Raw genomic sequence first — 13,378 nt, forward strand, 5'->3', positions numbered from 1 at the left:
TCATTTAATTAATCGATCTTTTGAAGTATTCTCTTCGGAACTCTTTCTATATTTCGTCATCTCTCTATATTTACCAGGAGTTACATCTTTATATTTACGAAATACACGAATAAAGCTATTCTCATGTTGATAACCAACCTTCATTGCAATCGTAGACATTTTCTCTTCTGTATTTAGAAGAAGTTCAGCAGCGTAGTCCATCCTCAATTTTGTAAAATAACCATAAATCGTTTCGTTCATGATGTCCTTAAAAATTTGACTTGCTAAACTAACACTAATACTGACAGATTCTGCAATCTCTGGAATTCCTATTTGTTTATCCAAATTTTGTTTCATGTACATTATCATTTGCTCACAAACAACATACTCCTTTTGCTGTTGAGACAATCGGGAGCTTTCTGCCAATCTATCAACAAGTTCTACAATGTCCTTTTCCATATCTACTAAATCCATAGTTTCTAATTTATTCCATATGTCTTGTTCATTCTGTACTTCTCCCTTTTTCGTTTTATTCATGTGCTGAAAACGTTCTTCTAAACGCACGATGAAAGCTAGTACTTTTAAAGGAATACATTGTTTTTCTCGAATAATCTCTATCATTGATCTAACCATATTTACTGCTTTTGATGTATCCCCTGATTCGATTATCTCAGCTAGATTATTAATATATTCTTCTTTTATCGTAACTTCGTTTTTATCAAGATTCGTCAATTCATTGAAAGTTAGTAAACTTCCATATCCTTTATACAATCTAAGTCCGAGAGTATCTTTCGCTTCTTTCACAGCTTGAGGCAAAGCTCCTACATCCGATTGAGAATTACTAAAAGAAATGGAAATACTGAACTCCAGCATTCGAGATATCACTGAAACCGCTTCCAACATTTTGATTTCTAACGAAGCTTTTTTCTCAGTTGATTGAAGTAAAATAACTATTTTATCTTTACCCAAATCTACACACTCGTTACGCCAATTAGATGATAGTACCTCTGAAACGATATTTGTTAATGCAAACTTTAACAAGGAATGATCTGATTCTGGAAACTTCGATAACCATCTAGGGTAATTATCAATAGAAATAATCGCAATTGTATAAGGTTCTTTAGCCCATCCTTGGAAATACACATCCCACTTTTCGTGAATTTCTTCTTTACTATTCATATTACCTGTATAAATATCTTGAAAAAATTTGGATACGGCTTCTGTTTTTACTTTTCTAACTAGATCTGATAAATCTGTGTAATTACTCATTAAATCACCTGTCAGGTTTTCTAAGTGTAATAAATCATGACGATCAATCTCTCCATCTTTTACTTTAAAGAGTTGCTTCATTCGACGAATAGGTTTGAAAGCAACAGTATTAATACGGAAAATTGTTACGAATCCTAATAATAAAGCCAATAACGATACTGAAAAAACAATATCTCTTATTTTCTTGGATTTTGCTAACAATTTATCCTGAGAGACGAAGGACACATAATTCCACCCTGTAAGAGGGGACTGAATAATATTACCAAGAAGTTTATTTCCATCATAGTCAATCTCGCGCAATCCTTTTTCACGTAAATTGGTGATCATTTCATCTATTGTTCCTTGCGCAAAAAACTGATTTGTTTCTGAATAAAGCATTTCATTATTTCCATCCGTAATGAACCTTATACTATTCATGTTTTGTGTTTGAGAAGGGTTTAATTTTGAAAACAAATCCTTTTCTTCTAGATTAATTGCAATAATTCCCCTTAAATCACCATTCATCATTATTTTTCGAAACAAAGTGATTTCGGAGCTACGTGACCTTGCCCCTTCTGGAATAACTCTTTTTTTCACAATCATTCTTTCATCACCGAACTCGTCAGCAATGTCGACCCATTCTGAATCTATAAATGTAAGTTTCTTAGAACTGAAGCCTTGTGGCATGGAAACAAAGCTATCTTTTTCTGTATCATAAATGTATATACTTTTTATATAAGAAGAATTATTTATCATCGTTGATAACAAATCATATATTCTAGTAATATTATAATAAGAGTTCTGATTATTACTTTTTAAAAACTCATTTACATGGGGATCTAATGCAATATTAATAGCTGTTTTATTACTATCTGTAATATATTCATCTATTAAGTTCATACTAATTTGTAGCATTTGTTGCTGTGGTTCATTCAATTGATCTTGCAACACAGATTTGGAAGAATAGTAAGAAGTAATACCCACGAGAAGAATAATAAGAAATATAGCGATTGTGATAAAGAGTACCAGTCTAGTTTCCGTGTTTGAAATGGTATTCTTCATCCACTTTTGCATCCTTTGGGGCATGAAGGGTCCCTCCTTTTTTTCCTTCCATTATATCACATAGCCCCTCTAGTAATTCAAAGTATCAAAATATTCTAATATTTTTCCGATCGAATTTTTCCTACATTCGATTAGCCTTTTAAAAAATTAAATATCGTCTTCTTCCTTTATGCTTTCTATGAAATTACCGGTAGATATTCAAATTATTATCATCTTACTTTCGCTTGATCATCTATATCCACGGAACCAAGTACTTCCCTTAACGTAATTGGGCGGTGCTCCAGTACCGATCTCCAAACAGCTTCTCCAGTTCCTACGGAATAAGCTCCATCAATTGCCCCGGATAAATGTTTGAAAGGTTTATTCTCCTCTTCTCCTAGAAAAAGGTCTTCTAATAGTAGTGGATCCCCACCACCATGACCACCTTCTTGATGGACAACGTGGATGGTTTCCTTTGAACCAAATAAAGGGAAATAATCGATCGTTTGAACAGGCGTCGGAAACGGAGTTCTTCCGGGAGCATGGTATTCCATTGTTTCTATTCTCCCTTTTGTTCCATTTATCGCTAGACGATAACCTTCATAAGGCAATGAAAAATTTACTGAATAGCTTAATAATGCACCTTTATCATATTTAATCGTTGCAGTGTAAGTATCTTCAATTGTAATTTCAGAATCAAAAATACATTGATCTGGCCGATAATCTGTATAAGGAAAGTCAATCTTCTTCTCAGTAAGTGAATTTAGGTGATCATCAGGTACCTGGATATTTTTTTGTCGTGAATTCCACCTAGAGTAATAAGAACAGTCCTTTTTATCCTTGCATGTACCACAGTGTCTTCCATCAACTTTCTTTGGATTTAATTCTCCTTCTGATCCGTAATAGTTTAATGCTCCATATGCAAATACTTCTGCTGGTTTTTGGGTTATCCACCAATTAACTAAATCAAAATGGTGGGTGCATTTATGTATCGACAAACCACCAGATAGATCCCTGTCTCTATTCCATCTTTTAAAGTAGCTTGAACCATGATACGTATCGAGGTACCAATTTAAATCGATCGAAGTAATTCTTCCAAGTTTCCCATCTTGCACTAACTCTTTAATTTTTGTATGAATAGGTGTGTACCTATAGTTAAACGTAACCGTTACTTTTCCTTTACTCCCTTTCTCCGCTTCTAGAATTTTACGACAGTCTTCTCCTGTTGTTACCATCGGTTTCTCCGTAATAACATCAAGATCATGTTCTAATGCAGAAAGAATATACTTTGCATGAGTATCATCTCTTCCAGCGACGATAATAACATCTGGTTTTGTTTCTTTAACCATTAAATCAAATTCATGTTCTCCATATGTATCTATAGGAGTTTGACACTGTAGCTTTGAATGATATACTTCAAACCGTTTAGGATCTTGATCTAGCAGTCCTACTATTTCGCATGTTTTAGAAAAGGTAGTAAGGATAGGTTTGGCAAACATTCCAATCGCTCTACCACTAACACCACAGATTGCATATCTTTTTTTCACAAGATTCATTCCTTTCCTTTTTTTGAGTAAAAAAGAATTATTATTGAAGGAAAGTGTTGCCCTTAAAGGGAAACACTTTCCTTTTTTCTTAAATCCTAATTACTCATTCTGTCATACCATTCTTGTACTCGTTCTGTAACCTTATCTCCACCAGCTTGATACCATCTATCCACAAATTCATCAAATTTCTCGATTGGCCATTCACCAATTACGATCTTCGTTAAATACTCTTGGAATAGTTTGTGAGATTGAATATCCGGGTAACCTTCATATACCGTAGCAGGCAACCCATCACCAGCAATTCTTCTAGCATCAGCCGTACTTACTACAAAGATATCTCGAACCATCTGTTGTTGATGTTCTGGAAATGTTTCTGAAATTCGAATTTCCATATCTTCTTGAGTAGTTAAATTTCTCATTCCTAATGCAATTGGCGTATCATCAGTAGCAGGTATGAGAACTTTTTCCCCATTTTCCACTTTATGTTGTGCCCCTTCAATTCCATAGCGAACAAAATCGTCATATTCACTGTTATAGAAGAAGTCTAGTAATCGTAATGCTGCGGCTGCTTTATCTTCCGATGCTTTTGGAATCATCCATTCGGGTTCGCCCATACTTTTTTGAGTAATAAACCCTTCAAATCCATCTGCTTTCGGCATTGGCATACCAACTACATACGCATCTGGAGCACCGCTTTCAATCATTGCATTGTGGCGATCACGTAAGTTTGCAGGTAAATGGTACCAACTACCTACTAAGTTATTATTAATTTTGGCAGTCCAAACATCACCTTTATTCAAAAAAGTTTCATTATCAAGTAATTTCTCATCATATAATTGTTGAATAAATGTTATAGCTGCTTTCATGTTGTCTGTGATTCCTGCATATTGGATTTCACCATCATAAATATCCCACTCAGGCTTTCCTTCCCACATTGCAACTCCATAGATAGCAAATAAGTGGTCCATCCATGTACCAAATTCTCTTCCTGAAGTAGGAAGTTCATCATTTTCACCGTTCCCATTTGGATCTTCGTCACGAAAAGCTCTTAATAAATCTACATATTCGTCTACCGTAGTTGGCATATCATGACCAACCGTATCAATCCAATCTTGTCGTATTAAGGCTGCTCGCTCTGGAACTAGGTATACTTTTGGAACGTAATAGATTTTCCCATCAGGAGTTGCTGAGCGCACCACATCCCAAGCCTCTTCTGGAACACTTTCCCAAACATGTGGAGCATGAACTGGAAGAAGATCATCTAAAGGAAGTGCTGCTCCCTGTTGTATTAACGTTCTTTCTATTCCACCAATCGGACGGAAAATATCAGGAAAATCCTCTGAAGCAAACATTAGATTTAAGTATTCGGTAGCATCCGCACCAGCAGGAGGAGTTAACAATTCGTATTCTACCCCTGTCTCACCTAAAACATATTGGACATGTGGATCGTCACTTTCAGGCAGTGTGCCTTTAGATAAATGACTTTTAAAAACCCGAACATGCTCCATTTCTACTTCGTTTCCATCATTAGCATCATTATCGTTATTAACATCATTATTGCTTCCACTATCCGACGGCGTTCCTGTCTCTGTGTTTGTATTATTGCAACCGACTGTGATTACTAATACAAACAGTAAAGTAAATAATCCTAATAGTAATTTCCCCGAAAATTTTGGCATTCTTTCTCCTCCTTGTTTTATAAAAATGAAATATTATATCAAACCGATTTGTAATCGGTTTCATAACTTGCTAGCTAAAAACATTATAGGTTTAAGAAGACATCTTGTCTCCTACTAATCTTTTAGCGACCCTAGTACTGCGCCCTTAACGAAATACTTTTGTAGATATGGATAGACCAATACGATAGGTACAGTGGCGAAAATTATCGTAGCGGCTTTCAATGTTGTTGTATTAAAAGCTAATTCATTCATAATTAGATCTACTGCAGCCAATTCTTCTGGAGCCTGGAAATACTCTCTTAATCTTAACTGAAGTGGATATAATTTGGGATCCCGTATGAAAAGTACCGCTGTTTGAAATATGTTCCAATATCCAACTGCATAAAATAAACTGATGGTAGCAAGTACCGGCTTCGATAATGGTAGGTAGATTTGAAATAATAATCGAAAATCATTACAACCATCAATTTTTGCAGCATCATCCAAACCAGATGGAACTCCCATAAAGAATGTTCTCACAATAATCATGTTAAAAGTACTTATTAGAGCAGGAATTATTAATGCCCATAATGAGTTCATTAAACCTAGCTCCCTAACCGTTAAGAAGAAAGGAATCATGGGTGCGTTAAAAATCATTGTAATAACAATCGCAAACATTATTGGCTTACGTAGCATAAAATCTCTTCTAGATAAAGGAAACGCTGTTAATACAGTGAAAAGCATACTTAATAATGTTCCAACTACAGTAACATATACTGTTACTCCAAATGATCTCCAGAGTACTCCATTTTGAAGAATGTGATTCCACGTATCCAATGTAAACCCGACTGGCCAAAGGAATACTTGTTTAGAATCTGCAGCGATAGGCGAGCTAAAGGACACTGCCAAAAGTTGAAGTAACGGAAGAATCATTGTTGTAGCTAGCAAAATCAGTATTGTGTAATTAAATACTTCAAAAGTAATTTCTCCAAATGATTTTTTCATTACCATAACCCCTGTTCTGTTTTTCTTGCGAGTCGGTTAAATATATACAGTAGCGTAAATCCAACAAGAGATTGGAATAATCCAATAGCTGTTGTTAAACTGTATTGCCCCTGCAATACACCGGCTCGATAAACATAAGTTTCAATAATATCACCTACGGAGTATGTCATAGGTGTCAATAAGTTATAAATCTGGTCAAATCCAAGCTCTAGGAAGTTTCCGATATTAAGTAAAAATAAAACTAAGATAGTAGGAAACATTAAGGGAAGAGTAATGTGCTTCACTTGTTTCCAACGGTTTGCCCCATCAATTACTGCTGCTTCATACAAGTTAGGATTAATAGAAGTAATTGCAGCTAAATAGATGATTGTTCCCCATCCAACGTTTTTCCAAATACTTGATAGTACTACGATAGAACGAAAGTAACTTTCTTTTTGCATAAATAGAATCGTTTCTAATCCGAGCCATTCTCGAACAGCATTCACTACACCTTGTGATGATAACAATTCGAAAACAATTCCACCAACGATAACCCATGATAAAAAGTGTGGTAAATAAAATAAACTCTGAACTGATTTTTTAAGGAACTTTATTCTTATTTCATTAAATAGTAGTGCTAAAATAATTGGAGCTGGAAATCCAAAGATCAGTTGGTAAAAAGCAATTAATATTGTGTTTCTCAGTACATTATAAAAATCTTGATAAGAAAATAAAAAAATGAAATTTTGTAGTCCCACCCACGGACTTGCTAAAATACCATTAAAAATCTGATAATCTTGAAATGCTATTACTGTTCCCATTAAAGGTATATATTTCAAGATGATGTAATATAAAACACCCGGAACAATCATTACATATAGCATCCAGTTTTTCTTCATATTCCTTAATAATGATTTTTCTTTTTTTGGAACAACTAATTTTGTATGCCCTTTCATTTCTGTGTTTACTTGGCTCACAAATGTGCTACCTCCTTTGCCGCAAGATTTTGTGTTTGTTTTGTTAGCATTACTATACCGAGTTATGATTAAAAGTAGCAATTGTCCATTTCAGTAACCAGTCTACAATTCCTATTTCTGAAGAAAATAATGGATTAGTTTGTTCTTTACAGGATGTGTTTGTTATAAATGATTGTGGTAGAGTCTGAAATTATCGGCTTTTTGTGGGAATTGCTCATGCATTGTGGAAATGGTTGATTGAAAAGATAAGCATATAAAAGTGTAGGTAGTATATCTCCTTCTCGTTACTAGAAGGAAGCATAAGAACCGTCCCCATTGCTTCATTTATGTTAAAATCTTTTTATTGATAACATAGCCATTGTGTGGCAAACCGGTGGATCATACATTTAAAAGTATAATAGTTTTGGAGCTGATTTCTTATGTATAAAATTAGATTAGCAACATTAGATGACTTATCAAGGATAGCAAAGGTTCATATTGATAGTTGGCGTACAACTTATAAAGGAATAGTGTCTCAAGAATTTATTGATAGTCTCACTTCTGAATGGTCTGAAGAACGCCAGAAAAGTGTAATCACAAACCAAAACAAGTTTATCTATGTTGCTGAAGATATATCAGGTAAAATTGTTGGCTTTGCTTCTGGTGGTCCAGAGCGTATGAATGACCAACTATACAAAGGTGAGATTTACGCTATTTATCTGCTGGAAGAGTATCAGGGGAAAGGTATAGGAAGAGATTTATTTATTGCTGTAATAAAAAAGCTAAAAAGAAATGGGATTAATTCGGTTATTGTACTTGTCCTCGAAGATAATATTTCAGCAATAAACTTTTATGAATCACTTGGAGGCTTGAAAGTAAAAGAAGGCTCTTTAGAACTTCAAGGAATTCAGTATAAGGATATTGGGTACGGATGGATGGACACATCATTCTTAACAGTCTAAATTTATATTCCGTGGGAAATCCAGATTTCAGGTATGCTTCTACTTTATCTATTGTGTGGTATTGCAGTTGGCAGTTATGCTTCCAATCAAGAGATAGAAAAAGCAATTATAAAATATTGGTCTATTATCGCTCTATTGTTTGTTATAGGTTTATTATTTATTGGTATATATAATTTTCACAACGGTAGTTGAAAAGCTAATGTAATGTTTATAGGCACGAAGAATGATCTTCGTGCCTTTTTACAACGCGAATTTATTCAAACTATTTGATGAAACGGAAGCAGGAGAACCATCCCCATTGCTTCTAGTGCTTCTACATTAAAATGCATGGTCTATTGGAAATTCTTTCCCTGACCAAGCCCTCTTTGAGGTCCATTCCATTGGTGGATCACTCCAAAATGGGTCTGAACTTGGTAACCCCAATGGTAAAAACCCTGCTGTACATAGATAGAGACTACCTGTCGAAATATACCCTTCCCCTATTCCTGGTTGATGACCACAAAAACCTATCGTGAGCCATCCATACTCCGTAAAAGTTCCTGAAGCCAAAAGCGACCTTTTTATGACTTCAGTTAGAGCACTCCTTACCTGAGCCGGTTGAAGTTCTTTTGGTAAATCTTTTCGAAGTGCATGTTGAGCTAAAGAATGGAATACACCAACACGATAGGCAAGAGACCTACCCACTGGTGGATATGTTCCCTCAGGTGAAATGGTTCGCTCCTGAATGACAGCAAACCTTTGAGACCTTTTTATGATCACATCTTTCAGTACCGCCCAATCCCTATATTCATCTCCAACTGTTTCAATTAAATCTATTAACATGGGATGTATAACAAAACTGTTATAGTAATCATGATGATATTCTGGACCATCACTATAGACCCCGTCCCCCAGGTACCATTGATCAACCTGTTTGATCGCGTAATCTATACGCATTGGGTCCCAGCTTTTTTCTCCTACTTTGTACATAAATGCTTCAATTATTGCAGAAAACAATAGCCAATTAGAAAAGACTGGCTTTCTTGCTCTTGTTGCTTTTATAGCTTGAATCACATTTTGTTTAACCCTATCATCAAGTTTTTCCCACAACTCGTTAGGTGCTCTCAAGATAGCATGAGCAAGAAAAGCAGTATCTACAATGGGTTGAAAATCATCCGAAAAGTTCATATAATCTGGTGATTTGGGATCTGTTCCTGCATCAATTGATGCTCTTGTGAGTTCAGCATACTTCAAGCGAATGTTTTCTTCCTGTTCATCCTCACATTCCCTTTCTAACCAAGGTGCCATTCCTACTAATAACCGAGAGAATGCCTCAAGATGTGAAAACTTCTCACGATTTGTTCCTTCTTTCATCTCTACAGGCATTTCTTGTTTTAATGTTCTATTCTTCAAATGAAGCAGAACGGGATTTGCTATTTCCAACATGGTGTCCAACCAAATCTTTCGGTCGTTATTTTGTAATAACATTTTATTCCCCCATTTTCTTGTTTTTATAAAGGCTCCGTTTTAAAAAAATTGTAGGTGTTTAATCAATTTATTCGCAAGAACGTTAGGGTCAAAAGGGTAATAGAGATGAAAATTATCTCTATTACCACTTATCAAATTGTTAAAAAATACGTCGCTCCCACTTATTCAATTTAGCTATAGCTTCTATATAGAAATAATCACCATATATAAGTGAAACATTTATATTATCATTAGCAGGCTTATGTCCTGTTCCTCCCACTAGAATTCCTTGATGCTCTGGTTGATCCCATGTTCCATAATTTTTAGTAAGAGAAGATACTATGTTTGTTGCAGCATCTAAATAGAGTCTACGTTCATTACTAGGTACCGATTCAGCAATTTCTAGCAACCCCGAAGCTGCAATTGCTGCTGCAGAAGTATCTCTAGGTTCATTTTCTGTTGAGTCTAATCGAAAATCCCAATACGGAACATAATCTGTTGGAAGACCAGCAATGAAATAATGTGCAACCCGTTTGGCAGCATTTAAATATCGCGAATCTCCTGTATGTCGATAGGTATTAGCGAACCCATAAATCGCCCATGCATTTCCTCTACTCCATGCAGAATCTGGTGCGTTTCCTTGACCACCAATTGATTCAATAAAATCACCTGTGTCAGGATCAAATGACAAAATATGACAAACAGATCCATCTTCTCGAATCCCATGCTGCAATGTAGTATCCGCGTGAAGAGTAGCAATTTGTTTATATCTAGGATCTCCAGTTACACGACTTGCCCAAAATAATATAGATAGATTCATCATACAATCAATAATGGCCCATCCTATTTTATCTCCGTTCCAGGCTCGGATAAATTTCCCAACTGGGTTAAAACGTCCCGCTAAATAATTGGAAGCTTCCAACCCTATTCCAAGACTACTCTCACTATTGGTGATTTCATGTTTGATCACAGCTGTTAGTAAAAATTGAAACCCTACATCATGATACAATTCATTCGGATGCTCTGAAAAACACTTTTGTAATTTCTCATCCCAATGCAATGCAGCACTCTTAAGCTTCTCGTTGCCTGTCATATCATGAAGCACCCACAATAGACCTGGCCAAAAGCCCGATGTCCACCATGAATGTGGCATATCATCATAAACTCCATCAGCTTTTGCTACATGAGGCGATTTATCACCTATCTGATCTATCATGCGTTCTACTTTTTCTTCAAGTTTTTTTATTATCTCTTCTTGATTTAACTGATACATCGTTTTCCCTCCTGTGAGTTTATAAATCAAGTATAACTTCGCTTAATACATAAAAGTTGTAGTATAATAACTAAAAATATGATTCTGTTGTTCTATTAGGAGAGATATGATGAATCATCGTTTATTTGAATCAATATTGTTTGATGTAAAGCCATTTCAATGGATTTATCGCCGTATATCTGATCATGACTTTAGAGGATTCTACCATTGGCACCAAGGCTGTGAATTCTTATTCGTACATCGTGGTCAAGGACGTGTTATTGTTAACCAACAAACTTATGAGTTGAAACCGGGGATGCTCTTCTTTTTCCAACCCTTTCAGTTACATAAGGTACATGTGGAAGTATCTCATCAGACCCCCTATGAACGAAGTATCTTACATTTTGACCATATATCCCAAGGAAAAAATCTACAGGTATTCCCCGGACTTAATACCTTGTTTTATAGACTCCAGAATGGAATATATGAAAACCAAGCTTTCGATTTTTCAGATCGTTCCCATTATATTGCTGACATGTTTGATGCTTTTAATCAATCGATTGAAACAAATAATTGGGAGGAAGATTGTCAGCTTTTTCTTATGCAACTCCTCTCTTGCATCCGTGTGAACACTCTAGAAATAGACACGTCTTTTCAGCATGAAACAATACGTTCACTTCGTTATTCGGAAACAATCATGCAATGGATCGAAGAGCATTACATGGAAGTCTTTGACCTAGAAAAGTTAGCAAATGAACTTCATTTATCAAAACCCTATGTCTCTCGAATTTTTAAACGAGAAACTGGTAGTAACCTAACTGAATACTTAACTGTACGTAGAGTAAAGCAGGCATGTCACTTATTACAAATGACGAATGACTCTGTCGAACTAATTGGGGAACAAGTTGGGATAGGAAATGTGTCTTATTTTATTCATTTGTTTAAAAAAACAATAGGAACAACACCACACCAGTATAGACTTTCACATCAAGCGATTTAACGTAAAAAATGGAGGATAATTAAGCAGTTATTATAATTGCCCATGAAAAAAAAGTTGCAATAGTCTTCTCCCCACAATGAGGATTTCATAAAGAAACTTTGGAAGACACAACGAGCAGATATGCTCAGCTAATTGCGCCTTATTTCGATCATAATTAAAGCATAATTACTAACATATAGCGTAGCATTTCTATCAATTAAAGCATGATTACTAACATATAGCGTAGGATTTCTATCAATTAAAGCATGATTACTAACAATTTGTCGAAAAAGAAGCAAGGAGAACCGTCCCCACTGCTTCCAAATTAGTGAAACATTTCTGAGTTTCGATTCGTATACAGATTGGTGAATTTGTTTAGAAGGTGAGGAGAGATAATGAGTGTGTTAGATGTACGAGATTTGAAAAAGTCATTCGGTAAGAATCATGCGGTACAGGGGATTAGCTTTTCCGTTAGTGCGGGAGAAGTGTTTACCATCATCGGTCCGAACGGTGCTGGGAAAACCACAACACTCGAAATGATTGAAGGGCTTGTTACACCCGATCACGGGGAAATTTTATTTGGAAACCTTACTTGGGAGAAAAACTCGAAAACGATTAAACAAATGATTGGTGTGCAGCCACAATCAAGTGCGATGTTTGATCTCCTAAATCCAGAAGAAAATTTGGATTTATTTGCGACGTTTTACGATAAGGCTCGACCTACAGAAGAGGTTCTTAAACTAGTAAACTTAACGGATCATCGGAAAAATCATGTGAAAAAACTATCCGGTGGTCAGCGTCAGCGGCTAGCAATTGGGTTAGCGATGATTAGTGACCCAGACATTATTTTTCTTGATGAACCGACGACAGGTCTAGACCCTCAAGCACGACGTAATATTTGGGATATTATTCTAGAATTAAAGAAACTAGGAAAAACGATTATTTTAACGACTCACTATATGGAGGAAGCGGAAAAACTGAGTGATCGCGTTTGTATCGTGGACCAAGGAAAAATAGTAACGCTTGATACTCCAGCAGCACTTATTGCAAAGCTAACCGAGGAACGAGAAGTACGACTTGCTTTTATCGATGGAGCCGCGGCAGCAGAGGAAGCAGAAGTGTTTTCGCAAAACATAGATTCCGTTGTTCGTACCGAAAGAGAAGGTTCCTCTTTAAAACTATGGTCAACAAATCCAGAGGATACGTTGTATGACTTATTTGGTTTTACGAAAGAAAAGAATTACAAAGTTGAACAAGTTTCGATTCGTGAGATGAGCTTGGAGGATGTCTTCATTGCGTTCACCGGTAAGGAATGGAGGGATTAAC

Annotated in this window: 10 protein-coding genes; 3 read left to right on the plus strand and 7 right to left on the minus strand. The window is 35.8% G+C overall.

Annotated elements, in window-relative coordinates; genetic code table 11:
• From ACERII_RS10210 to ACERII_RS10230, 5 genes are all read right to left on the minus strand, one after another.
• Positions 1 to 2,313, minus strand: coding sequence for an AraC family transcriptional regulator (locus tag ACERII_RS10210; RefSeq protein WP_373642072.1), 2,313 nt, complete (start codon positions 2,311 to 2,313; stop codon positions 1 to 3).
• A 185-nt stretch (positions 2,314 to 2,498) separates the two neighbouring features.
• Positions 2,499 to 3,824, minus strand: coding sequence for a Gfo/Idh/MocA family protein (locus ACERII_RS10215; protein ID WP_373642073.1), 1,326 nt, complete (start codon positions 3,822 to 3,824; stop codon positions 2,499 to 2,501).
• An 86-nt stretch (positions 3,825 to 3,910) separates the two neighbouring features.
• The gene (locus ACERII_RS10220; protein ID WP_373642075.1) at positions 3,911 to 5,494 is read right to left on the minus strand and encodes a type 2 periplasmic-binding domain-containing protein; all 1,584 of its coding nucleotides are present in this window, start codon (positions 5,492 to 5,494) and stop codon (positions 3,911 to 3,913) included.
• A gap of 114 nt (positions 5,495 to 5,608) precedes the next feature.
• The gene (locus tag ACERII_RS10225) at positions 5,609 to 6,478 is read right to left on the minus strand and encodes a carbohydrate ABC transporter permease (protein WP_373642076.1); all 870 of its coding nucleotides are present in this window, start codon (positions 6,476 to 6,478) and stop codon (positions 5,609 to 5,611) included.
• On the minus strand, positions 6,478 to 7,356 hold the full coding sequence (locus ACERII_RS10230) for an ABC transporter permease (RefSeq protein ID WP_373642258.1): 879 nt from the start codon (positions 7,354 to 7,356) through the stop codon (positions 6,478 to 6,480). Before ACERII_RS10230 ends, ACERII_RS10225 begins: the two co-directional genes overlap by 1 nt.
• Before the next feature lie 497 nt (positions 7,357 to 7,853).
• Between ACERII_RS10230 and ACERII_RS10235 the strand changes: the two genes are divergently transcribed.
• Positions 7,854 to 8,375 (plus strand): GNAT family N-acetyltransferase, encoded by a 522-nt coding sequence (locus ACERII_RS10235; RefSeq protein ID WP_373642078.1) that lies wholly within the window; start codon positions 7,854 to 7,856, stop codon positions 8,373 to 8,375.
• A 318-nt stretch (positions 8,376 to 8,693) separates the two neighbouring features.
• Here ACERII_RS10235 and ACERII_RS10240 read toward each other — a convergent pair whose 3' ends face one another.
• Positions 8,694 to 9,842: a DUF2264 domain-containing protein gene (locus ACERII_RS10240; RefSeq protein WP_373642080.1), complete on the minus strand. Its 1,149-nt coding sequence runs from the start codon at positions 9,840 to 9,842 to the stop codon at positions 8,694 to 8,696.
• Positions 9,843 to 9,981: 139 nt separating this feature from the next.
• Positions 9,982 to 11,094, minus strand: a complete 1,113-nt coding sequence (locus tag ACERII_RS10245; protein ID WP_373642081.1) for a glycoside hydrolase family 88 protein — start codon at positions 11,092 to 11,094, stop codon at positions 9,982 to 9,984.
• A 109-nt stretch (positions 11,095 to 11,203) separates the two neighbouring features.
• Between ACERII_RS10245 and ACERII_RS10250 the strand changes: the two genes are divergently transcribed.
• Positions 11,204 to 12,073 (plus strand): AraC family transcriptional regulator, encoded by an 870-nt coding sequence (locus tag ACERII_RS10250; RefSeq protein WP_373642082.1) that lies wholly within the window; start codon positions 11,204 to 11,206, stop codon positions 12,071 to 12,073.
• 374 nt (positions 12,074 to 12,447) lie between these two features.
• The gene (locus ACERII_RS10255) at positions 12,448 to 13,377 is read left to right on the plus strand and encodes an ABC transporter ATP-binding protein (protein ID WP_373642084.1); all 930 of its coding nucleotides are present in this window, start codon (positions 12,448 to 12,450) and stop codon (positions 13,375 to 13,377) included.
• The last annotated feature ends 1 nt before the right edge of the window (position 13,378 follow it).

Source organism: Evansella sp. AB-rgal1 (assembly GCF_041820985.1).
Taxonomy (GTDB): domain Bacteria; phylum Bacillota; class Bacilli; order Bacillales; family Salisediminibacteriaceae; genus Evansella.